This is a genomic window from Paenibacillus sp. N22P23, assembly GCF_059383735.1.
In genome coordinates this window covers 142404-166289 of the sequence record NZ_JBXENT010000004.1, presented here as the reverse complement: position 1 = coordinate 166289, position 23886 = coordinate 142404, and the positions used below count along the sequence as shown (strand labels likewise).

Sequence of the window (23886 nt, the reverse complement as noted above, 5' to 3'; positions counted from 1 at the left end):
GAGCAGGGTGAAGATTAGCTATGATGAACTTACATAACCAGACAGCTATTATTACAGGCTCTACTAGCGGAATCGGCGAAGCAACGGCATATAAGCTAGCTGAGCTTGGCGCCAAAGTATTGGTTACAGGTAGAGATCAAGAACGAGGATCGAAGGTCGTCTCAGAGATTATCCGAAGCGGCGGGGAAGCATTGTTCGTGCAAGCAGATCTCAGTGATCCTTCGGTGCCGGGCAAGCTGGTGCAGGCAGCGATTGCACAATGGGGAAGGCTGGATATCGTCGTTAATAATGCAGCTCTGGTCTGCAGCAAGCCGCTGGCTGAAGTGACCCATCAAGACTGGGATCGACTGTTTGCAGTCAATGTGAAGGCAGGTTTCTTTCTGATTCAGGAGGCACTGCCTTATTTGCGCGAGAAGCAAGGGGCTGTCGTCAACGTAAGCTCGATCAACGGACAAATCAATGCGCATGACAATCTCGTCTATGACACGATGAAGGCCGCTTTGAACCATATGACACGCGGACTTGCCTTTGAACTGCGCAAGGAAGGGGTAAGGTTTAATGCCTTACTTCCGGCGGGGGTCGCAACACCGCTCTTAGAGCAGTGGCTGCAGCAGAAACTCGGCGATCCTGCAGCAGCGAAGCAAGCGGCTGAGCGAAGTTATGACGATCCCCGTGTAGGTAAGCCGGAGCAAATTGCAAGCGCTGTCGCGTTTCTCGTCAGCCAGGAGTCTTCTTGGGTGAACGGAGCGATCCTCCCGATTGAGGGCGGGTTTACACTTGGGAACACCAAGGATTGAACGAATCACTGCTCTGGAATGAATCACATAAATCCATAAGAAGGATGTGTTTCAAGTGCAAACAAGTATTAAGGCAGCAAGTCGCAGCACCGCACCTAGTTGGGCTGTGAAACAACGGCAATTATTTGACCTCCTGAACGAATCTGCGAAACGCTTCATCGAGAAATATACTAGGCCTGACGGCACACTTATTTGGCGAAATGATTGGCCGGGCATGGATGGCTCTGACGATCCGTACGAAGGCTTCATGAACTTGGCGCTGCTCCACGCACTGGGCGGTGACGATTTCCTGCACGAGGCATCACGCCGAATATGGGAAGGGATTACCTTCCAGTGGACGGAATATGGTCAGATTCATCGCGAATTTGACGCTTATTATGATTGGATGCATCACGGGGAAGGGTATCTCTATTTTTATTTTCTCGGACTCTCGGGACCTGCGCTCTTGAAAGACCGGCAGCGGGCTGCGCGATTCGCAAATATGTATACCGGCGATGATTCGGAAGCGCTGAACTACGACAAGGAGAAGAAGCTTATTCGTTCTCCGCTCAATGGCAGCAAAGGACCGCGTTTCATCGCGTCCGCCGAGGATTGGTCTACGCATCGGGGCATTCTGGATAACTATTTAGCGCCGTATGAAGATATTCCGGGTGTGGATTTTGCATCGAGAAAGTGTAAGTGGAGTGACGATACGATCTATGGTCATCTGCTCGCAATGATGAATGAGCGCATGAACCGCGGCGATGTGCCACTGAACTTAAATGCGACCGGGCTTGTCGCGAACGCGTTCATGCATACAGCCGATGGCAAGTATAAACAATGGGTACTGGACTACTTGGCGGCTTGGTGTGAGCGGGCTGAACGCAACGGGGGATTGATCCCTGATAACGTAGGCTTGAATGATGAAATCGGGGAGTATAACGACGGCAAATGGTGGGGCGGCTACTATGGCTACCGCTGGCCGCATGGATACATGACGATTATTGAGCCGATCACGAATGCGACAATGAACGCGGTTCTGCTCACGGGCGATATGGAGCAGCTTGGACTTGCGCGCAGGCAGATCGATTTGAACTGGTCACTTCGCAAGCAGGCGGAGGATGGCAGGACAGTCGTACCTTACAAACATTTTGATGCAGGCTGGACTGATTTCCGTGAAGCAAGCGTTAGATATCCAATCTATCTATGGACGGTCTCGATGGCGGATGAGGATCTGGAGCGGATTAATCGCATTCCGAAGAGCTACAACTGGGATGAAGTGGTGATCCCGAACGTCTCCGGCAAGGACGCGCTGACAGGACGTGACACGAAACATTTCATCAGCAATACGGAGCCTTGGTTCCGCTACATGAATGGTGAGCTGCCGGATTATCCGGATCGTATACTCGATGCGAATTTCAAGCTCATTATGAAGCAGCTGGATCGGATGGATTCCCCAATGGGTGATCCGGCGCAGTGGTCGGCATCGTACAATGATGATGACTTCTCCAGTATCCACATTTGGCAGGAACTATGCCCGGTTTATATGGAAAGTCTTGTGCAACTGACACTTGGTGCACCGATGCACATCTCACACGGCGGTTTCCAGCACGGCAGATTCCGCTACTTCGATGGGGATCGCAAACGAGTGGGGCTTCCGCAAGATACGGCAGCATTGGTCGAACAGCTGGGTGAAGACTCAGCAGTGCTGCATGTGGTGAATACGTCCATGTTCGAGTCGCATACATTAGTCATTCAAGGCGGAACATTCGGGGAGCATGACATTATTTCTGCCACGGTGCTGGGTACTGATGATCAGGCAGAGCAAACCGTGCAGGTCAACAGCAAATGGCTGCAGATTGAGCTGCTTCCAGGTGCATCAATCCGTCTCTCACTCTGTATGGCTCGCTATGTGAATGAGCCTACATATGACGGTCCTTGGTCCCCCCAATCAGGGGAGTCGCTGCTTACAGGAAGGACCGAATGATCAATTAAATCATGCGAGCGGGCGGCCGAGGCTGTCCGCTTTTACGCATTTTGCATCGGTCATGGTATAATTTAGGCAAGTCATTCCGCTGGCAGGCATCGTAACAGGTGAATATCAGCGGAAGCATGTCCACCATTTTGGAGGTTAACGAACGATGAACATTACGATTATTCAAGCAGCGATGACACATGACAAAGAAAATGGCTACAAAGGAAGCGTGCAATTCGAGGTTGAAGGCCATAAACATCCCTACGAAATCACGCTTCAGCTGAACAGTCTGCGTGGCACGACATGGGATTATAGCTTGCTCTTCGCAAAAGAGCCGGGCTCGGAAGAGCAAATCAATGCGGTTGAAGCCGCAATCGAGCAGGATGATGATCTGTTTGACAGCCTAATTGATGCAGCAGCTGCTACATTACCGGAAGAAGAGGAGGCACAATCATGATTGGAATCGATTTAACCGGACGCACCGCAATTGTCACCGGAGCAACGGGAGAGCTGGGCCGAGTAATGGTTCGAACTCTCGCTGCTTGCGGAGCGGATGTTGCGATTCATTACAACCGTAATGAGGGACAAGCCTTAGAGCTGCAGAAGGAGATTATCGCCACAGGCAGACGTGCAGCCATTGTACAAGCTGACATTACGAATCTGGATTCTGTTATTGCCATGCGAGACAAAGTGAATGCAGAGCTGGGCCATGTTGATATCGTGGTCGCTAACGCCGTCATTCAGTATGGATGGACATCGATCCTAGAGCAGGCGCCCGAGGATTATCGCGGCCAGTTTGACTCCTGTGTGATGCAAAGCGTCTATTTGGCAAAAGCTTTCGCCCCAGCCATGATTGAGAAACAAGCCGGCCGTTTCATTGGCATCAACACCGAATGCGCGATGCAAAACTTCGAAACCCAGTCCGCCTATGTGGCTGGCAAACGGGGGATGGACGGCGTTTATCGGATATTGGCCAAGGAGATTGGCAAAGATCAGATTACGGTCAACCAAGTGGCGCCGGGGTGGACCATTTCGGACCGCGATCGTGCAAACGGGACGGAGCACAACGAAGCTTATGAGAAAAGTGTAGCGTTGAAGCGCAGAGGAACCGATCAGGATATTGCGAATACGGTCGCATACCTGGCTTCCGATCTGGCAGGATTCATTACCGGGGCTTATATTCCCGTTTGCGGCGGAAACGTCATGCCTGCGATCTAAAGGAACTTTTTATTCTCATCATCGATAGTGACTGAGACGGAGACCATCCCTAGCAGGGGATGGTCTTTGTGTTGTTTACCGGCCGCCCGGCGGATTAGGTGGATAACTTCTAACGAATCGTACAGGGCTTATTTGAGCAAAAATAGCTCCGAAAAAATTCTAACGAATCGTAGAAGCCCTATTTTGTTTTTTTTGGTGAAATGGAGCTGATTTACCCCAAATAAGACCGGTATGATTCGTTAGAATCTCCAAGCCTCGATTTTCGGCCGAATAAGGCCTGTAAGATTCGTTAGAATTTCGGAACATAGTTGAAGGCAGAACGTGGAATGTTGAGTGTGTGGAATGTGGACTTCTCTATTCGCTGTATCTCATGAGTTCCCAATATCCTGATTTGTGAAGTAAGATAACGCTTTCAGAGTTGATAGCCGCTCTATGGTGAAATTGCCTTTAAAATCACCGCTCTAAACGACTTCCTTACACCTGCTAACTGAAGTCATTTATGACAGTCTCAATTTCTGGTTGTCGAAACGTTTCACTTAGCGAGAAAAACATGTATATTATTCATAGGGAGATGACAACATCACGGTAGGTCCGCTTGTGGCTAGTCCATTCTGCATATCATAGTTTCGGCAATCCCGATGCGATTTGTTGCTGCTCCATGAAACAAGGCACTCTTCCCTGCGAGCGCCGCATATCTGTTCTTCTCGATGTCGATGCTAATCGAGGGATTAAATGGTTGATATGGTTTCTTACTTTTGTACCCGATTTATCTGATTGGAATCGTTGGCTAACCGCCATTGATCTTATAAACACACCTAAAGGAGACGATTGATATGAGAATCAAATTAACTGAGCAAGAATTGGCAAGTGGGCAGCTTAGTCCGGAAACGCTGGAAACAGCAGCTGAGCAAGTGAAAGTTAATGGCTATATTTTGTTTGAGAAAGTACTCAGCGATGAGAAAATCAAAACGATCCGTGATTCTTTCGACCCGATCTTCGACGAGTTTATCGAGAAACGCGGTTACAACACAGGCACGAACCGTGCGCAAATGTTCCTGCCGTTCATGGAGCCGTTCAATGACAGCGAAGTTATTGCTCACCCGATCGTGATGAGCGTTATCGAGAAGGTTCTAGGCAGAGGTTTCCACTGTTCCTATTTTGCGTCCGATACGCCTATGCCAGGCTCTGATTATCAAGCAGTACACTGCGATATCATGCCGCTGTTCCCAGAGCTGACTGTTCCGCTTCCGGCATTCAGCTTAGTTGTGAACATCCCGCTTGTTGATGTAAACGAAGTGAATGGTCCACTTGAAATTTGGCCGGGCGGTACTCACTTGAATCCCGATAATGCGAACCACGATACGCTTGATGGCAGCATCAACCCGAACCTGCACATCGTTCGCGCAGCAGAAGGCATGCTTTCGGAGAAAGTATTCATGCCTGCAGGCTCTATCGTCATCCGCGATATCCGTATGTGGCACCGCGGCACGCCAAACCGTTCGGACGATCGTCGTACGAACTTGGCTATGATCTTCAACCGTCACTGGTACAATTCCAGCACGCACACTCCAATTCCACGTGAGACTTACGATGCGATGACGGCGAAAGAAAAAGAAGTGTACCGTAACTTCCGCATTGGTCAACCAGTAGCAATGCCTTGGGAATAGGAAGGGGAATTATTCGATCATGAGATTCTATTTAATTGGGGCCGGTGTCATTAACCGGACCCACGCCGAAGCGATTTACAAAATCGAAGGCGAAGAAGTCATTGAGATTAAAGTAGCTGATCCGAACCCAGCGGCGCTTGCGAGCTTCGCTGAGCGTTTCCCGCAAGTGACGACGTTTACCGATGCGAAAGAAATGCTGAACGAGGAGCCGCGAGAAGATGATATCGTGATCGTCGGCACACCTCCATTTACGCATTTCCCATTGTCACGTATGGCGCTGGAGTCCGGTCGTCACACGCTCTGCGAGAAACCGCTTGTGATGAATCGCGAAGAAGCAGAAGCATTGCTTGAAATCGCTAAGGCGAATAACCGCATGCTCGGCTGCTGCAGTGTTCGATTCTTGCAGGTGCCGAAGACTGACGAAGTGAAACGAATCTTGAATTCGGGCGAGCTCGGCGATGTCTACAAAATTTCATTCGTATTCCGCGGTCAACGCGGTCGTCCCGGTATTGAACATCAACCAGAGAGCCGCTGGTTCCTGGATAAATCGAAAGCTGCAGGCGGCATCGTCATGGACTGGGGTCCCTATGATTTCACGCTGCTCAATGATATGCTGCAGCCGGTTAGCGTTGAGGTTGCTTCTGCTTGGACAGCAAAGCCGGAAACGGACATCGATCCGAAGGATGTTGTGTATGACATCGAAGGACATGTCGGTGCTATGCTGAAATTCCAGCAAGCCAGCGGAAAATCGGTCTGGGTACAGTATGAGCGTGCTTCCTGTACACATGGCGAACCGTATTACACGGTTGAAATCGAAGGCACGAAAGGCGCAGTCAAATGGTCGCCGTACTTCGAAACCGACCAAGTTTTGGTTAAATCGGACAAGAATGGTGAAGTTATAACTAACGAAAATACGATTCCGTACGAAGGTCAGATCGGTTATATGGACCACCCGATTCACTTCTTCTACCAGAAAGTAAAAGGACAGCAGTCACCTGCGGTAGTGAACGAGCAGGCTGTCTTCAATTTCTTATGTTTACAATCGATCTATGATGCTGCTGCAAGTCAACAAGCAGTAGTGCTGAGGAGGAAATAAGCATGATTACGAATAAAGGCTTCTCCACGGGGCTCTATGGATACCAGAGCGAATATTGGAAGGATGGCAAAGATCCGTCCATGGAAGACATTTTCCGCAACTGTGCGGAAGCAGGCATGAATGCGCTTGAACTGGATCCGACTCCGGAGATGTTAGCACTGGCGAAACAATTCGGTTTAGCGATTTCCGGTGCTTACGTTGGTTTGCAGCTGCATGAGCCGTTCGAAACGTTGAACATCGAAGAAACGGTTATCCCTGTTGCTAAGCGTGTAGTAGAAGCAGGCGGTACGGACCTGATTATTAATGCCGATCCGAAAGGCGGCTGGGATGCACCGCAGGCGAAGACGGAAGATGAATTTAAGCAGATCGGCGACAATTTGTCCCGCATTGCGGCTGCAATCAGCGGACTTGGCCTTAAAGTAAGCTTGCACAATCATGCTTCGGATAAGCATAATGCAGACGGCGATCTGCGTGCCGTTATCGAGTACGCAAGCAAAGAAGTAGGCCTTTGCGTTGATACCGGCTGGGCACATGTTGCAGGTTTGAACCCTGTGGAATTGCTTCGCACTTATTCCGACCGTATCTATGCGTTCCACTTCCGTAATCAAATCGGACGCATCTACAGTGAAGATTTGCGTGTAGGCGATATCGATATGAAACAAGTACTGCAAGCTGCATCCGATATCGGTTATAATGGCTGGCTTACTTTCGAGTTAGTGCATGAAGAAGGCACAAATGCAAAAGGAAACCTCGCTGAAGCGACGGTTAATTCCATTGCATACATGAAGTCTTGCATCGCAGAACTCGAATAGAAAGGCGGCTTACTCTATGGATAGCAACGTGAAGAAAACTCCATTCCAGCTGGACGCGGAGAAGGAAGCTGCGATCGAATCGCTGCTGGCTCAGATGACGCTGCAGGAGAAAATCGGCCAACTGACACAGCTGGGTACATTTGACGAAGAGTCTGATGGCGAGCTGATCGAAGAAGGTATGGTTGGCTCCATTCTTGGCGTTCGAGGAGCGGATACGGTCAACGAGCTGCAGCGTATTGCGATTGAAGAGTCCAGACTTGGCATTCCGCTGCTGTTTGCAGATGACGTGATCCACGGCTACCGATCGACGTTCCCAATTCCGCTTGCAGAGGTGTGCAGCTGGAATCCGGAACTGCTCGAAGAAACAGCGGCAATTGCTGCGCGTGAAGCTTCATCTGACGGCATCAACTGGATTCTTGCGCCTATGGTTGATATTGCCCGCGACGCAAGATGGGGAAGAATCGCGGAAGGTGCAGGGGAAGATACATACCTAGCTTCCTCCGTTGCCGGAGCCCGCGTCAGAGGGATTCAGCGCAATGATTGGACGGATCGGCCGCATGTAATGGCATGTCCGAAGCATTTTGCTGCATATGGATTGGCTGAAGGCGGACGTGACTATAACACGGTCGACGTATCGGAGACGCGTATGCGCGAAACGTATTTCCCGCCGTTTCAAGCGGCACTTGATGCCGGCGCCGGTACGATTATGGCGGCGTTTAATGAAATCAACGGTGTTCCGGCTTCCGGCAACCGCTGGCTGCTGAAGGATGTGCTGCAAGATGAGTGGGGCTTCAAGGGTTTCGTCGTCAGTGACTGGGAATCTGTAGATGAGCTCGTTCAGCATGGTTATGCCGCAAACCGGGAGCAAGCAGGATTGCTTGCAATCAAAGCAGGTATGCATATGGACATGCATTCTCTAATTTATCATGAGCATCTGGCCGCGCTGATCGAGAGAGGCGAGGTCAACGAGAGCGAGATTGATGATGCGGTTCGTCGTATTTTGCGTGTGAAGCACCAGCTTGGCCTGTTTACCCATCCGTATGTGGACAATAAATTGGCAAGCTCCTTTATGCTTCATACCGCACATGTGGAAACCGCGCGCGAAATGGCGCGTCAGTCGATCGTGCTGCTTAAGAATGAGAACGATCTTCTTCCTCTGAAGTCGTCCAATCGCAAATTGGCTGTTATCGGTCCGTTTGCTGAGGATAGAGAGGCACAGCTCGGCTGCTGGCGTGGACAAGGAAGACCGGAAGATGTCATTACCGTATTGGCGGGCATTCGGGCGCTTGCTCATCAGCATCAAACCGAAGTTGAGTATGCACGAGGTTCAGGTGTGCTGGACGGAACGGCTGAAGAGCTTGAGGAAGCCGTGTCGGCTGCTAAGAGCAGTGATGTTGCCATTCTCGTATTAGGGGAGAATGCGGATATGAGCGGCGAGAACAACAGCCGCGTATCGCTCGACATTCCGGCAAGCCAGCAGAAGCTGCTTGAAGCGATTCATGCGACTGGCGTTCCGGTTGTACTTGTGCTTGCAAATGGACGTCCGCTCACGCTCGAGTGGGCGGATGCGAATATTCCGGCTATCGTTGAGGCGTGGCAACTTGGCGTTCAAGCAGGTCCGGCAATTGCTGACATCCTGTTTGGCGCTGCCAGCCCTAGCGGCAAGCTGCCTGTGACATTCCCAAGACATGCGGGACAAGTGCCGATCTATTACAATGCGAAGAAAACAGGCAGACCGCATATGAGACGCTATGTCGACGCCGAAATTACACCTTTGTATCCGTTCGGACACGGTCTGACGTATACGAGTTTCAGCTATGAGGAGCTGCAGATCGAGCAAGCCGAGCTCCCGCTTGGCCAAACGCTGAACGTATCCGCCAAGGTCCACAATACGGGAACACGCGATGGTGTCGAAATTGTTCAGCTGTACATTTGCGATGAAGCAGCAAGCGTCACCAGACCAGTCAAGGAACTCAAAGGCTTCCGCAGAATTACGCTGAAAGCCGGCGAGAGCACGAAGGTTTCATTCCAACTGTCGCAGGAAGAACTCGGATTTATTAATCATGAGCATCAATTTGTAGTTGAGCCAGGGAAGTTCAAGCTCTGGATCGGTCCAAGCAGTGCTGAAGGCTTGGAAGGGCAGTTCGAAGTCATATAAATCATCATTTTGGAAAAACCCCCGATATTTCGGGGGTTTTTCCATTTTCAATCGAATCGTTTCGACAGTGTTAGGAATGTAATTGGAAATCCGACCCATCCTCTAACAAATTTCTAACAAAAAAAATAGCCATTTTATCAGTTGAAAGCCTTTTCACTTCCAAAAGTTTATGCTATTATGTGTTTGTGAAACGTTTCTATGACAGAAAAGGCTAGTTCTGTAATTTAATATCCCTCTGCGATTGTGAATCTGAATCTGAGCGCTGATCGGTAATGTAAGCGTTTCATATGGGGGAATTTTACTTTATTCTTTCGAAACGTTTCAACAGGCTGAACCCGAGGTGGAATTGATGATGGCTGCTACGATCAAAGATGTTGCAAAAATGGCCGGAGTTGCCGTATCAACTGTTTCTTACGCACTGAATAACTCACCGAAGATAAGTGAGGAAACGCGAAAGAAAATCATTCGAGCTGCGGAAGAGTTAAGCTATCGGCCAAGCGGCGCGGCACGAAATTTGAAGAAACGTAAGAGTGAAACGATCGGACTGTTCCTGAATGATCTGGGCGGACCTTTCTATAGTCAAGTTATTGAAGGTGTGCAGGAGGTAGTTGCCTCCCATGATTACAATCTCATTGTTTGCAGTACATATGGCGGTGAGAACAGCTCAGCGAATCGCTTCCTGAGAGAAAAGTTCGTAGATGGCGCCATTATTATGGGTACTGCGATTCCGGACAGTTTAATCCTTCAGGTGGCGGCAGAGTCATTCCCGATCGTCGTACTCGACCGAGAGCTCAAGAGCGATTATGTACACAGCGTACTGATCACGAACGAACAAGGTGCTTATGATGCGGTCACGCATCTCATCAAATTAGGTCGCAAGAGTATTGAATTCCTTAGCGGGCCGCTCGCCGCGTATGACAATTCCAAACGCTATGACGGCTACAAGCGTGCACTTACGGAACATAACCTTCAAGTGCCGGCGAAGATCAGCCTGCAAGGGCGTTACTTGGAAGCAGGAGGCTATCAAACCGTGAAGGTCATGATGGCGTGCAAACGACTGCCGGACGCGATCTTCGCAGCGAATGATGAGATGGCGATCGGCGCCATGCGAGCGCTGCGTGAAGGCGGCGTGCGAGTGCCAGAGGATGTCGCAGTCGTAGGTTTTGACAACATTAGTTTTGGACCGTTCGTTCGACCTTCGTTAACGACAATCGGCCATTCTAAATATGAAATGGGAGCGATAGCGACACAGCTTGTGTTCAATGTACAGAAGGAAGAGAACTCCATCTTACTCCCAACACAGCTCGTCATCCGTCAATCCTGTGGATACAAAGGCACTCACAATGAACATGATGAAATTTCGATATTCCATGAAGGGAGGCGAAACCAGGGTTAACCGGGCAGTACATTAGCAAGTCGAGCTTTATTGTGTTTATGGGGAAGTCGACTAAGAATCACCAAATCTACATTCATGAGCTGGGGGAGAATTGGAATGAAAAAGTCAATGAATATGTTGCTTTTGATGGTACTGGCTTTATCGTTTGTACTTGCCGGCTGCGGCAGCAGCAACAACAATGCGAACAACACAGCAACAAACACAAATACGGGCAACACAACAGAGACCAATAATACAGCGACAAACACGACAACGGAGCCAGCTGAAGAGCCGGCGGCTGAAGAGCCAGCAGCAACGGATGAAGTTGTAACGATCACATACGGAACTTGGGGCGATAAAGCAGATAACGGAGCTGAGATGAAACGTATCAAAGCATTCGAAGCTGCTCACCCGAACATTAAAGTAGTCATCGATAAATCGATGGATTGGCCTTGGGATGAGAAATTGGCAGCTGCAGCAGCAGCTAACAAACTTCCCGATGTAACTTGGTTGTTTAATGTGCCTCTCGCTGTAGGCAGCGGCTGGCTTGAAGATTTGACGCCTTACCTGGAACAAGATCCTGATTTTGCTCCTGACAAAATCTACGGCAACTTAGCCGACACAGGTAAATACGAGGGCAAGCAATTTGCATTGCCACACGGACTTTTCTCATGGGGCGTTTACATTAACAAAGACTTATTTGCAAAAGCGAATATTCCAATTCCTAGTGCTAACTGGACAGTAGCTGAACTCGAGGATATTTCCAAGAAGCTTACGAATTTTAACGAACAGCAATTCGGTATAGATGGTGCAGCGGGCATGGGCGACGTCCTGATCCCTAACATTGACAATACGCTTGGTGCTTCCACATGGGACGGCACTCAGTATAACTACACAAACCCAGCTTGGGCGCAAGCCGTTAACTGGGCGAACAACTTCGGTATGAAAGACAAATCATCGCTTCAAAGCTACAAGAAAGAAGAAAAAGACAAATGGTACGGCAAAGACATCAGCGGCTTTAACATCGGTAAAGTCGGTATGGTGTTCGATGCAACTTGGAGCCTGACTTGGTACAAACAAAACTTGAAATTCAACTGGGATATCCTTCCGGTTCCGGGCTATGACGGTCAACAACAAAAAGCCGGACTGGTTACGGACTATGCAGGCGTAACGAAGAGCTCGAAGCACAAGAAAGAAGCAGTAGAGTTCCTGAAATGGATGACGTATTCCAAAGACGGCTGGTTGGCACGTATTAAAGACGAGTCTCCACTAGCTTCGATGCCGCTTGTCAACGATCCTACAGTATGGGAAGCATGGTTGGCACAGGATTTCGTAACTCCTGGCGTTAAAGATATCGTAAAAGCAATCCCAACAGGTGTGCTTGAAACATTCAAATACCAACCGGGCTTTGCGGACTTCACTTCTAAAGTGAAAGACAAGTACAACGAGAAGTTCCAAAAAGGTGAAGCAAGACCGGAAGACGTAGCTGCTGAGCTGCAAGAGAAATCAATGGAGTACTACAACAACGCGGTAGCAAAAATCAAAGAAGCAACAAAATAAAGCAAGTAATCACAATTTTTCCTCCTCTATATTAGGGGAGGAAAAATTGTTCTACTGGGGTGAAAGCATGAAGTTCAAACCTTTATTAGCTGCTATTACATTTGTATCGCTTCTGGCGACAGCTATGCCTGTGTCGTACCATGGTCAGTCCATTGCGCATGCTGCTGAGGCTACTACGCCTGACAAAGATAAACAAGAAAACGACGATATTTTAGATGGTTTATTTGGCGGTGGCAGCGATATTTCTTCTGGCGCCGGTAAGGAAGATGAAGTAAAGGACACAGCAGGTGACGAGGAAGAAGACTCCCCTGTTAAGAAGGTCGTAGAGGATGCCTACAGCGACGTGCTCAAAGCATGGCAGGCCAAAGGGATCAAAGACGCGGCAGCTGATATCATTATTCATCCTAATCAGTTTATGACGCCTAACGGCAAAGCTTCACTGACTTCTGATTCAAACGGCTATGATGAGCCGGTGTTTTCATGGACAGACGACTTGAATTCGATCGATTTGAATGTAACTGCGCCGCAAGATGGGCTCTACCAAGTTAAAATCGACTATTACTCGACGTCGGATAAGATTATTCCGATTGAGCGGGCTATTGAAGTAAACGGAAAATATCCGTTTTTTGAATCCAGAAGAGTTGTGCTTCCGAAGCTGTGGACAGATGAAAACGCGACATTCGACCGGGACGCGCTCGGGAATGAGACGCCGGCAAGCCAGAAGCAAATTAAGCAATGGCAAACGGCTCCATTAATGGATGCCAGTTATTTCACAGCAGAACCGCTGCGGTTCTATCTGAAACAAGGCACGAACAGTATTAAACTTATGAATTTGCGCGAAGCGGCCCTAATTGGCCGAATCGTCATTTCCTCCCCAGAGGTACTGCCGCAATACGAGCAATACGCGAAAGCGAACAGCTTGTCTAAAGCAGAATCTTCAATCATTGTCGTGGAAGCCGAGCATCCAATTTCCAAATCGGAGCCGTCGATCCGCGCGATTGCAAGCGGAGATGCAACTGTTGTTCCTCATAGAGACGGTAAAGTCACGTTAAACACGCTCGGTGGAGAAACGATTGCAACCAGTGGAAACGCCGAAGAGAACGAGCAGGCGTGGCAAGTAGGTGGACAGCGTGCTACTTGGAAAGTGAAAGTGGATAAGGCAGGCTCTTACCAACTGGGATTCAAGTATTTGCAGACTGGAAAAACGAGCATGCCCGTATATCGCACTTTAATGATAGATGGTAAAGTGCCATTCAAAGAAGTGAATGAATACGCCTTCCCTTACACGGATGAATGGCGCAATGAAACATTGTCAGGCAAAGACGGCAAAGCGTATCAATTTGCGCTTACAGCGGGGGAACATGAAATATCGCTCCGCGCCGACGCTGCTCCTTATGGACAAGTCATTCAAACGATTAAGAATGTTATGTGGGATATTAACACATTGGCGCTAGAGATTAAGATGGCAACGGGTAACACGATGGACGTGAATCGGGACTGGGATATTACCAAACAGATGCCTGATTTGCCGCAGAAACTGGAAGAATTTGCTTCTATTCTGCGCAAACAATACGCCGCGCTTAAGAAGCTTGCCGGCGCTAATCCGGACCAAGCGAGCAATTTGCTCGTTGCGGCGGAAACGCTTGAGCGGATGTCGAAGGAACCGGAGAAAATCCCTTATCAATTTAACCGTCTGTCCGAAGGCTCCGGCTCCGTGCTGCAGACGCTTGGTGTCATTAACACGAAGCTGCCAAGACAGCCACTGCAGCTGGATCGGTTCTATATCTATTCAGACAGCAAGCTGCCGAGTGAAAAGGTAGGCTTCTTCAAATCATTTATGAACAGCATCGCTGCGTTCTTCAAATCGTTTACTCGTGATTATTCCAAAGTAAACGCGGACGATAAAGATGCCGTACAGGTGTGGGTAAACCGTTCGCGTCAGAACGTAACCCAAATGCAGCAGCTAATCAATCAAGAATTCACGAAGAAAACCGGCATTAAAGTAACGCTCTCCATTATGCCAGACGAAGGAAAGCTTGTACTTGCCAGCGCCGCTGGTAATGCGCCTGACGCAGCACTTGGCGTCAGCAACTACATTCCTTTCCGCCTTGCCGCGCGCGGAGCGTTAGCGGACATGAATCAATTCCAAGGCTTTGACGAAGTGCAGAAACGATTCTCCCCTGGTGCACTCGTTCCGGTCACTTTCGATCAGAAGCTGTATGCTTTGCCGGAAACACAAAGCTTCTGGGTCATGTTCTATCGGAAGGATATTCTCGATGCGCTGAATATTCCTGTTCCCGATACGATGGAAGAAGTGAAGCAAATCTTGCCGGAGCTGCAGCGTTTCGGGATGAATTTCTATCTGCCGCTGTCGCAAACAGGCGGATTTAAGCCTTATAACAACACCGTTCCTTTTATTTATCAAACCGGCGGCAAGCTGTACACCGACGATGGCCTTCACACTGCGATCGATCAGGATGAGGCATTGGCTGGACTGAAACAAATGACGGACATGTTTACGGTATACAGCGTTCCGCTGCAGGTACCGAGCTTCTACAACCAGTTCCGCGATGGAAGCCTGCCGATCGGGATTGCAGATGTTACTACTTATATCCAGTTGACCGCAGCAGCTCCTGAGCTTGCCGGTTGGTGGAAGATTGCTCCTTACCCTGGTGTTAAAGGCAAGGACGGCGTCGTAAACCGGACCGCTCCGGGAACAGGCGCAACCGGAATCATGTTCAACAGCAGCAAGAAGAAAGACGATACATGGGAGTTCCTGAAATGGTGGACTTCCGAAGAGGCTCAAGTTCGTTTCGGTAACAATCTGGAAGCGATCTATGGACCGACTTACAAATGGAATTCGGCCAATGTCGAAGCGTTCAGCCAGCTTTCCTGGCCGAAAGAAGATATTGAGGTCATTCAAGAGCAATGGAAATGGCTATGGGATATTCCACGTTTCTTCGGTGACTACATGGTAGAGCGGGAAATCAGCGACGCTTGGAACAAAGTCGTCTTCGACGGCTACAACGCGCGAAGGGCGATGGAAGACGCCGTCATTAACGGCAATCGCGAAATTAAGAAGCAGCTTACGGATTTCGGTTATCTCAAGGACGGTAAAGTTGTCAAACCGCTTCATGTGCCGATTATGCCGAATATGTCAGACATGGCCAAACGAGGTGATGAGAAGTGAAGCCTGCGACTGCAAAAGCAATAAAAAACGAATTTAACGCCTTTGTGTTTATTAGTCCGTTTTTTATCATTTTTTCTCTGCTTGTCGTAGTTCCGGTCGTTTCTGCCATTTACTTGTCGTTTACGGATTTCAACTCGATTCAAACGCCTAAGTTTATCGGACTGACCAACTATGTAAACCTGATTACACAAGATAATGCCTTTATGATGTACGTCTTGCCGAACACGCTTAAATTTGCACTGCTGGTCGGTCCGGGAGGATATTTATTATCCTTCTGGCTCGCTTGGCTGCTGGCGCAAATTCCGAAGAAATCGCGTACAGTTATTGCCCTCGCGATCTATTCGCCTTCACTGACTGCAGCAATTGCAATGGCTGTCGTGTGGCTCGTTATTTTCAGCGGTAATGCTTCCGGTTATTTGAATCATTTCTTAATGAGTCTTGCGATTATCAACGAGCCGATTCAGTGGACACAATCGCCGCATTATCTAATGCCGATCATGGTGACCGTATCGCTCTGGAACAGTATGGGCGTTGGCTTCCTAGCGATGCTCGCGGGTATCCTCAACATTAACGGGGAGATGTATGAAGCCGGCTATATCGATGGCATTCGCAACCGTCTTCAAGAGGTGTGGTACATTACCATTCCGAGCATGAAGCCGCAAATGCTATTCGGCGCCGTAATGGCTGTCGTCGGCACATTCCAAGCCGGAGCGATTGGCGTGCAGCTCTCGGGCGCCAATCCTACACCGCAAAATGCCGGTCAACTCATGATCAATCATATCGAGGACTATGGTTTCCTGCGCTATGATATGGGTTACGCTTCAGCGGTTTCCGTAGTCTTGCTCATTATTGTTTACGGATTTTCTAAACTGTGCTGGCGCTTGTTCGGCGACTCCGACTAGTCCGCAGTGTATTACGAATTGGGAGAAGGTGATGGCGTAAATGGCTTCTTTTCATGCTAATAAAATCAATCCGGATCGGTTCAGTTTCGGTCAATGGAAGTTCTTTCTCTTCCTTGTTTCTTTGTCCGTGTTCATGATCTTGCCGATTATCTTTATTTTCTCTCAGGCGCTTAAGCCTGTAGACGAACTGTTTCTATATCCGCCGAAGCTGTTTGTTCAGCATCCGACGTGGAGTAACTTTGCGACATTGTTCAGCGTCGGCGACGTTTCAGCGGTTCCGAAGACGAAATATTTGTTCAACAGTATTCTTGTAACCGGCTCAGTCGTATTCCTGTCCATCGTGATCTGTTCCATGACAGGCTTCGCTTTGTCCAAGAAAGAATTCAAAATGAAAAAAGTCGTGTTCGAAGTAAACATTATCGCGCTAATGTTCGTACCGGCGGCCGTTACGATTCCGCGGTATTTGGTCATCGAAAAGTTAGGGCTGACAGATAACTTCCTAGGCCATATCTTACCGATGCTTTCATTGCCGGTAGGGGTGTTTCTGGTTAAGCAATTCGTCGATCAAATCCCGAATGCGCTCATCGAGGCAGCGCAGCTGGACGGAGCGAACGATTATTACGTGTTCCGTAAGCTCGTCATTCCGATGATTATGCCGGCGCTTGCGACCGTAGCGATTCTTTCGTTCCAATTGGCTTGGAACAACGCGGAAACTTCCTCGTTATTCATGAGCAAAGAAACGTTAAAGACGTTTGCTTTCTACATGAGTACACTTACGACGACTACCGCGATGGAAAATAATATTGCCGGTCAAGGGATGGCAGCGGCGGCAGCGCTTCTGATGTTTATTCCGAACTTGGCCATTTTCATATTCATGCAAAGTAAAGTAATGGATACGATGGCGCATTCCGGTTTGAAGTGAGGAGGAGAACAATGTTCAGATTCAGATGGCTCACACTTCTCGTTGCGGCTGCGCTATTGGTTGGTTCGTCTACTGCTTATGCGGACGTGCCTTATCCTACCTTCACGATCGATGAAAAAGGTCATGGCATTATGATGCAGAACGCCTACATGCCTGTAGGCGCAATCGACGGGTATAGCATCTTTGGCGAGAATGAAGCGCTAAGCAACGGGAAAGTAGAGTTGAATAACCCGCAGGACATCTTCGTAGATAACGAAGATCATGTGTACGTTGCCGATACCGGCAACGCCCGAATTGTGGAATTGGACTCATGGGGGAACTTCATCCGAATTATCGGCGATGGAGATCTGAAGCAGCCGAAGGGCGTATTCGTAACGGAAGAGAAAGATATTTACGTTGCGGATTACGGCAAACAAAGCGTCGTCGTGTTCGGTAAGGACGGCAAATTGAAGCAGACGATCGGCAAGCCGAAATCGAAGCTGTACGGCAAAGATACGCCGTTCAAGCCGCAGAAGGTTATTGTCGACAAACGCGGCAGCATTTATATTATCGGCGAAGGTCTTATCCAAGGTCTTGTCCGATTGGACAAGGAAGGCAAGTTCCTTGGCTACTTCGGTGGTAACCGGGCAGGCTTCAACCTGCTGAAGACGCTGCAACGCATGTTCTATACAAAGGCTCAGCTAAGCAAAATGACTCGCGAAATGCCGATCTCGCCGACGAATATCTCGGTTGACTCGGAGGGCCTTATCTATACGAGTACGACAGGTATTAACGGCGGCGCCATCAAGAAGCTGAACGTAGCGGGCAAGGATTTGCTGGGCGGAACATGGTCGCTTAATCAGGTTTCCGACATCACTACCGACAACATGGGAAATATTTATGCGGTCGATGCCGGTGAGGGCATGATCCTGGAATACAATCGCGACGGTAACCTGATGTTCCTCTTCAGCTACAGCGACACGGGTGAACAACGTCTCGGCTTGCTGGCAGCACCGACAGGAATTGCAGTCACCTCAGATGGTAGGTTACTTGTTCTGAGCGGCGAGCGCGGCAACGTTACAGTTTACCAGCCAACGGCATTTACGAAGCTGGTTCACGAAGCGCTTGGGCTTTACTTGGACGGCAAATATGTACAGAGCCGTGAACCATGGAATGAAGTGCTGCGTCAGAACAGCTTATTCTCGCTAGCACACACCGGTATCGGTCTTGCTTATTTTAAAGAAGGCAAATACCAGGAAGCGTTCGAGAAATTCAAGTTTTCCAAAAACAAAAAAGAATATTCCAATGCGTATTGGGAGCTCCGCCGCGAGTGGATCATGAATCACGCAGTCGACGTTGCGTTCTCCATTATCGGCGCCATTATCGCCTTGATGGCGATTCGCTTCTCTTACCGGAAGTACCAATTCGGTAAACCAGTCGTCATTGTTTGGCTAAAGGTGACAAGACAGTGGTTCGTGGCGCAGCTGCTACATATTTTCCGTATGCTGCGGCATCCGATCGAAGGCTATTACGAACTGGAGCATAACAACAAAGCTTCAGTGAAATCGGCCACAGTTTTGCTGGTCATTCTGTTCGGCGTTCGTTTGTTCAGTCTGTATACGACCAACTTCCTGTTCGCAACGATTGAGCCGCTGCAGATTAACATCGTGACCGAACTTCTCAAGCTGATCATCCCGCTGTTCGCATGGGTGATTTCCAACTATCTCGTCAGCGTTATCAACGATGGAGAAGGCAGCTTCAAGAACATCTATAAAGGGACGATTTACGCGCTGTCCCCTTACATTATTTTTGCAATTCCGCTGGCGATTATGTCACGTGGCCTTACCCTTATGGAGGGTGTCATTTATAACTACTCCTACAATATCGTCATTCTGTGGTGTGCAATCCTGCTCTTCATTATGGTGAAGGAGATCCACGGCTACGAAATTAAGGAGACTGTTAGAAACATCGTTCTCACGATCATCGGCATGCTTATTATGGCGTTTGTTGCATTTATCCTGTTCGGTCTGTCGAACCAGGTGTGGGAATTTGTTTACTCGTTATTCCAAGAGGTGAATCTGCGTGTCCATTAACAAGAAACCGATTGTCCTGGTCGCGTCTGCTGCGCTTGCAGCGGTTGGGTTGTATCAGTTCGCATATGGGGCTACAGTTGAGCAACAATCCACTGAAGGTCAGAGCAAGATCGTTCTTAATAAGACGGAAGGCTCATTCCCTTACCGATCGAACAATTATACGATGCCGGAGAAGACTGCAGGCGCCATTGCGAATCGCACGATTCCGTCTGACTATAAGAAGATCGGCGAGTCCGGCTCGCTGGAGCTTTATATGACGAATGCAACGCTTGCCATTATGGTGAAGAACAAGGAGAACGGCTATGTTTGGGCTTCCACGCCAAACGATGCCGATCTGCAATCGGCCGAGTTAAACGATGAGTGGCAGACCGCTGTCAAATCGCCGGTTCTGCTCGAATACTATAACGCCGAAGAGATGCTGAGCACAGGGAATTACTTGTCGCTCGGCGGCAAAGTCGACGGTATCGAGCCGATCGAACAAGGGGTGCGCGTGAAGCTTTCGTTCGAAACGTTGAATGCAGGCCTCGCACTCGAGGTCAAGATCGAGAACGATTCGCTCGTTGTTTCGATGCCCGCGGATTCGATGTGGGAGAAAGGCGAGAGCAAGTTGGCTTCCATCCAGGCGTATCCGTTTCTCGGCGCCGTGCACAAGGCGGATATCCCAGGCTACCTGTTTATTCCGGACCGTTCCGGCGCGCTCATTCGCTTTAACAAGGCGCATTCCCGATTTGACGAGCCATATGTCGGCAAGATTTACGGTACCGACTATACCTCGGACGGCAACATGAATACCGGCCGCACATCGGTTCCGGTATTCGGAGTCGTGCATGGCGCAGGGCAAAACGGCGTACTCGGCATCGTCGAGGACGGGCGATTCAATGCCAAGATTGTCGCTTATCCAAGCGGGCTAAGCACGGACTTCTATTGGGTCGCTCCGAAATTCGAAATCCGCTACGGCTACTTCCAGCCGACGAGTAAATCGATGGGCGGCTATAATACGTTCCAGAAAGATGCGCTGAAGACGGACCGTCAAGTTCGTTATAAGTTCCTTGGCGGTAAGGAAGCGGATTATGTTGGGATGGCGAAGACGTACAGAACGTACTTGCAGGAAAAAGGCGAGCTGACCAAAGAGAAGACGACGAAGAGCAAAGCGGACGTTCCGTTGCAGCTTCGCCTGTTGGGCGGCGAGACGGAAGCGAGCGCATTCGGCGCCAAGGTCGTTCCGATGACGACGTTTGATCAGGCGAAGTCGATTGTCGACAGTCTGGAGAAGAACGGCATTTCGAACTTGAAGACGGTACTGGAGGGCTGGAATGACGGCGGCTTAAACGGCGCGCGTCCTGCCGAGTTCCCGGTGGAGTCCAAGCTAGGCGGCGCTTCGGGTCTTAAGGATCTGAAGAAGTACTTGGCTAGTAAAGACATTCCGGTCTATCTGTACAATAACTACACGATTGCCTTCGGAAATTCCGATTTGATGAATTTCAGATCCGATGCGGTTCGGGCGATCAACAACGAAATTAACGAGTTTCCGTTCTTCGGCTGGGGCGACGGTGGTTTCTTCGACGATATCATGGCGCGTGACATTAGCCCGGTCAAATCGGTTGAAATTGCGAAGGACGATGCCGAGGAAATGAAGGAGCTTGGCGTAGATGGGCTGGCGCTTGACATTACGGGAAGCACGCTCGTTTCCGACTATAACAAGAAACATCCGTTTACGCGTGAGCAAACCGCGAATGCGTACCGCGAGCTCGCCGCCAACTTCAAGGAACAACTGAATGAGCTCGCGATTGTTCAGGCGAACGACTACCTGTGGAAATACACGGATACGATGTTCGGCATGGGCTCAGGCGCTTCGCAGTACATGTACGAAACGGATACGGTACCGTTCCTGCAAATCGTGCTGCATGGCTACATCGACTATTTCGGCTGGCCGTCCAACTCGGCCTCCAGTCCTCGCGAGGATACGCTGCGTATGATCGATTTCGGTCAATATCCTACGTACCTGCTCACGCATGAGCCGTATTGGAAGCTGAGAGATACGCCTTCGGTGGATTTGCTGACAACGCAATATACCGATTTGGAACAGCCGATCAAAGAAACCTACAAAGCCGTAAACCAAGCGCTGAACAAGGTGCAGGATGCAACAATCGAAGCACGTCTAGTGCCGGACTACGGCATTTCAGCAGTCAAATATTCCAACGGCGTGGAAATTGTCGTGAATTACACATCAAGCGACTACACATACAACGAAGTCAGCGTCAAGGCGAAGAGCTTCGCTGTCATCGGGGGTGAGTAAGTTGAAAGTAACCAAAAAAATGAGAGAGGCGTTCACCGGTTATGCGCTGGTATCGCCTTGGATAATTGGCTTCATTCTGTTTATGGCCTATCCGATTTATTACTCGGTCTATTTGAGCTTACACAAAGTTACGATCAGCGCGGAAGGCATTGTGACCGATTATACCGGTGGGGACAACTACAAATATGCGTTCTTGTCTGACCCGGAATTCGTAGAGAAGCTGCTACTATTTGTGAAATCAGCTGTAGGTATGATCCCGATCATCATTGTCTTCTCGATGCTCGTCGCACTATTGATCAATCAGCCGATCAAGATGAAAGGGCTGTTCAGAGCGATTTTCTTCTTACCGGTCGTCATTACGAGCGGTGAGGTTGTCAATGAGCTGTTCAGCCAAGGCGCAACGGCGATTCCGCTCGTGGAGAAGTACGGGATTATCGAGATTATTAAAGACAATTTGAGCCCGGCATGGTCATCACCGATCATTAGTCTTATTCAACAGCTCATCTTGATTCTATGGTTCTCCGGCGTACAAATATTGATCTTCCTGGCAGGCTTGCAGAAGGTTAACAAGCAAGTATACGAAGCGGCTGCTATCGACGGCGCATCGCCGTGGGTAAGCTTCTGGAAAGTAACACTGCCTGCTATCAAGCCGTTTATCGCGGTCAATATGATTTATACGACAGTTGATTTGTTCACGAACTCGTTCAGCGATGTCATTGAGTTAATCAAGGAAAATATGTTCAACCTGACGACAGGTTTCGGTTATGCGACCGCAATTGCCTGGATCTACTTCGGTGTCATATTTGTATTCTTGCTATTGATTCTGCTGCTGTTCCGTAATAACGATGACGTGAATGTGAGACCGAAGAGGAGGAGAGCTTAATGGAACGTACATCGAAGTTGCAGACATCGAAGTTGCAGAAAGCTTTTCTGATTCGTGCCTTCAATCGCGGCAAACGTATTCTAATGGGAAGACAAGGCAACGACGGAATCGTATTCAAATTGTTAGTCTATGCGCTGCTTATTAGCATCGGGTTCGTTTATTTGTATCCGATTCTGTATCTTGTATCGCAAAGTTTCAAGAGTCTATCAGACTTGCTGGATCCGACGGTGCTATGGCTTCCACAGAAGCTGTACCTCGATAACTTCACGCAAGCCTGGCATGTTCTTGACTACATGGATACATTCTGGAATTCGGTCTTGAATTCGGTTGTTCCGGCGATCGGACAGACGATTTCTTGTGCAGTGGTCGGATACGGCATTGCCAAGTTCCGCTTCCCGGGCAAATCGATCATACTTGGCCTGATGATGATTACGTTCATCGTTCCTTCTCAAGTTGTTATGATTCCGCTCTATCTGATGTTCAACGAGTATCATATGCTCGGATCATCGCTGCCATTTATTGTTCCGACCATATTTGCCCAAGGGATTAAGGGCGTACTGTTCATTCTGATCTATACGCAGTTCTTCCGGACAATTCCGGCATCGCTCGAAGAAGCAGCACAAATGGATGGCGCCGGCTTCATTCGGACGTTCTTTACGGTCATTCTTCCGATCTCCATGCCTGCTATCGTCGTTGTTATGTTGTTCTCGACGGTATGGCATTGGAACGAGACGTATCTGACATCTCTTTATCTTGGTGAAAGCATGACGACGCTTCCGCTGCAATTGAAAACGTTCAATGACTCGTTCACGAAGCTGTATGGAGGCGGAGCAGCAGTTGGCGGAGGTCAGACGAAGAATATCAATGAGTCGATCCGTATGGCAGGCACGCTGCTAATCGTATTGCCGCTGCTTATCCTCTACATGTTCGCTCAGAGACGATTCGTAGAAGTAGTAGATAAAACAGGTATTACAGGCGAGTAAT

At 49.1% G+C, this 23886-nt stretch carries 17 protein-coding genes; all 17 read left to right on the top strand.

Annotation, left to right across the window (positions count from 1 at the left end; translation table 11 throughout):
• Positions 1 to 20 precede the first annotated feature (20 nt).
• The 17 genes from AC506A_RS18900 (at position 21) to AC506A_RS18820 (ending at position 23885) form a co-directional block, all read left to right on the top strand.
• Positions 21 to 797: an SDR family NAD(P)-dependent oxidoreductase gene (locus AC506A_RS18900; RefSeq protein ID WP_495462561.1), complete on the top strand. Its 777-nt coding sequence runs from the start codon at positions 21 to 23 to the stop codon at positions 795 to 797.
• Between the two features lie 55 nt (positions 798 to 852).
• The gene (locus tag AC506A_RS18895) at positions 853 to 2763 is read left to right on the top strand and encodes a DUF8034 domain-containing protein (protein WP_495462560.1); all 1911 of its coding nucleotides are present in this window, start codon (positions 853 to 855) and stop codon (positions 2761 to 2763) included.
• A gap of 154 nt (positions 2764 to 2917) precedes the next feature.
• The gene (locus tag AC506A_RS18890) at positions 2918 to 3208 is read left to right on the top strand and encodes a hypothetical protein (RefSeq protein ID WP_494820461.1); all 291 of its coding nucleotides are present in this window, start codon (positions 2918 to 2920) and stop codon (positions 3206 to 3208) included.
• Positions 3205 to 3969 carry an SDR family NAD(P)-dependent oxidoreductase gene (locus AC506A_RS18885; RefSeq protein ID WP_495462559.1) on the top strand — a complete coding sequence of 255 codons (765 nt, stop codon included), beginning with the start codon at positions 3205 to 3207 and terminating at the stop codon, positions 3967 to 3969. Before AC506A_RS18890 ends, AC506A_RS18885 begins: the two co-directional genes overlap by 4 nt.
• An 833-nt stretch (positions 3970 to 4802) precedes the next feature.
• Entirely contained in the window at positions 4803 to 5636 is an 834-nt protein-coding gene (locus AC506A_RS18880; RefSeq protein WP_495462558.1) for a phytanoyl-CoA dioxygenase family protein, read from the top strand.
• A 19-nt stretch (positions 5637 to 5655) separates the two neighbouring features.
• The gene (locus tag AC506A_RS18875) at positions 5656 to 6732 is read left to right on the top strand and encodes a Gfo/Idh/MocA family protein (RefSeq protein ID WP_091213959.1); all 1077 of its coding nucleotides are present in this window, start codon (positions 5656 to 5658) and stop codon (positions 6730 to 6732) included.
• Positions 6733 to 6734: 2 nt separating this feature from the next.
• Complete coding sequence (locus tag AC506A_RS18870) at positions 6735 to 7544, top strand: sugar phosphate isomerase/epimerase family protein (RefSeq protein WP_495462557.1); 810 nt, start codon at positions 6735 to 6737, stop codon at positions 7542 to 7544.
• A gap of 16 nt (positions 7545 to 7560) precedes the next feature.
• Entirely contained in the window at positions 7561 to 9702 is a 2142-nt protein-coding gene (gene bglX, locus AC506A_RS18865; RefSeq protein WP_495462556.1) for a beta-glucosidase BglX, read from the top strand.
• A gap of 349 nt (positions 9703 to 10051) precedes the next feature.
• Positions 10052 to 11098, top strand: coding sequence for a LacI family DNA-binding transcriptional regulator (locus AC506A_RS18860; protein ID WP_495462555.1), 1047 nt, complete (start codon positions 10052 to 10054; stop codon positions 11096 to 11098).
• Between the two features lie 96 nt (positions 11099 to 11194).
• The gene (locus tag AC506A_RS18855) at positions 11195 to 12637 is read left to right on the top strand and encodes an ABC transporter substrate-binding protein (RefSeq protein WP_495462554.1); all 1443 of its coding nucleotides are present in this window, start codon (positions 11195 to 11197) and stop codon (positions 12635 to 12637) included.
• 67 nt (positions 12638 to 12704) lie between these two features.
• Positions 12705 to 15827: an extracellular solute-binding protein gene (locus tag AC506A_RS18850; RefSeq protein ID WP_495462553.1), complete on the top strand. Its 3123-nt coding sequence runs from the start codon at positions 12705 to 12707 to the stop codon at positions 15825 to 15827.
• A complete protein-coding gene (locus AC506A_RS18845) occupies positions 15824 to 16729 on the top strand; it encodes a carbohydrate ABC transporter permease (protein ID WP_090981405.1) in 906 nt (301 codons plus the stop codon). The genes AC506A_RS18850 and AC506A_RS18845 overlap by 4 nt, the downstream gene beginning before the upstream one ends.
• 40 nt (positions 16730 to 16769) lie before the next feature.
• A complete protein-coding gene (locus AC506A_RS18840) occupies positions 16770 to 17651 on the top strand; it encodes a carbohydrate ABC transporter permease (protein ID WP_090981407.1) in 882 nt (293 codons plus the stop codon).
• Positions 17652 to 17662: 11 nt separating this feature from the next.
• Positions 17663 to 19723: a YIP1 family protein gene (locus tag AC506A_RS18835; RefSeq protein WP_495462552.1), complete on the top strand. Its 2061-nt coding sequence runs from the start codon at positions 17663 to 17665 to the stop codon at positions 19721 to 19723.
• Positions 19713 to 22019 carry a DUF5696 domain-containing protein gene (locus AC506A_RS18830; RefSeq protein ID WP_495462551.1) on the top strand — a complete coding sequence of 769 codons (2307 nt, stop codon included), beginning with the start codon at positions 19713 to 19715 and terminating at the stop codon, positions 22017 to 22019. Before AC506A_RS18835 ends, AC506A_RS18830 begins: the two co-directional genes overlap by 11 nt.
• On the top strand, positions 22012 to 22902 hold the full coding sequence (locus tag AC506A_RS18825; RefSeq protein ID WP_495462550.1) for a carbohydrate ABC transporter permease: 891 nt from the start codon (positions 22012 to 22014) through the stop codon (positions 22900 to 22902). The genes AC506A_RS18830 and AC506A_RS18825 overlap by 8 nt, the downstream gene beginning before the upstream one ends.
• Positions 22902 to 23885 carry a carbohydrate ABC transporter permease gene (locus AC506A_RS18820; RefSeq protein ID WP_495462549.1) on the top strand — a complete coding sequence of 328 codons (984 nt, stop codon included), beginning with the start codon at positions 22902 to 22904 and terminating at the stop codon, positions 23883 to 23885. The genes AC506A_RS18825 and AC506A_RS18820 overlap by 1 nt, the downstream gene beginning before the upstream one ends.
• Position 23886: the final 1 nt, after the last annotated feature.

Coding starts and splice junctions, on each gene's coding strand:
- AC506A_RS18900 (WP_495462561.1), top strand. CDS start 21: ATGATGAACTTACATAACCAGACAGCTATTATTACAGGCTCTACTAGC.
- AC506A_RS18890 (WP_494820461.1), top strand. CDS start 2,918: ATGAACATTACGATTATTCAAGCAGCGATGACACATGACAAAGAAAAT.
- AC506A_RS18885 (WP_495462559.1), top strand. CDS start 3,205: ATGATTGGAATCGATTTAACCGGACGCACCGCAATTGTCACCGGAGCA.
- AC506A_RS18880 (WP_495462558.1), top strand. CDS start 4,803: ATGAGAATCAAATTAACTGAGCAAGAATTGGCAAGTGGGCAGCTTAGT.
- AC506A_RS18875 (WP_091213959.1), top strand. CDS start 5,656: ATGAGATTCTATTTAATTGGGGCCGGTGTCATTAACCGGACCCACGCC.
- AC506A_RS18870 (WP_495462557.1), top strand. CDS start 6,735: ATGATTACGAATAAAGGCTTCTCCACGGGGCTCTATGGATACCAGAGC.
- bglX (WP_495462556.1), top strand. CDS start 7,561: ATGGATAGCAACGTGAAGAAAACTCCATTCCAGCTGGACGCGGAGAAG.
- AC506A_RS18860 (WP_495462555.1), top strand. CDS start 10,052: ATGATGGCTGCTACGATCAAAGATGTTGCAAAAATGGCCGGAGTTGCC.
- AC506A_RS18855 (WP_495462554.1), top strand. CDS start 11,195: ATGAAAAAGTCAATGAATATGTTGCTTTTGATGGTACTGGCTTTATCG.
- AC506A_RS18850 (WP_495462553.1), top strand. CDS start 12,705: ATGAAGTTCAAACCTTTATTAGCTGCTATTACATTTGTATCGCTTCTG.
- AC506A_RS18840 (WP_090981407.1), top strand. CDS start 16,770: ATGGCTTCTTTTCATGCTAATAAAATCAATCCGGATCGGTTCAGTTTC.
- AC506A_RS18835 (WP_495462552.1), top strand. CDS start 17,663: ATGTTCAGATTCAGATGGCTCACACTTCTCGTTGCGGCTGCGCTATTG.
- AC506A_RS18820 (WP_495462549.1), top strand. CDS start 22,902: ATGGAACGTACATCGAAGTTGCAGACATCGAAGTTGCAGAAAGCTTTT.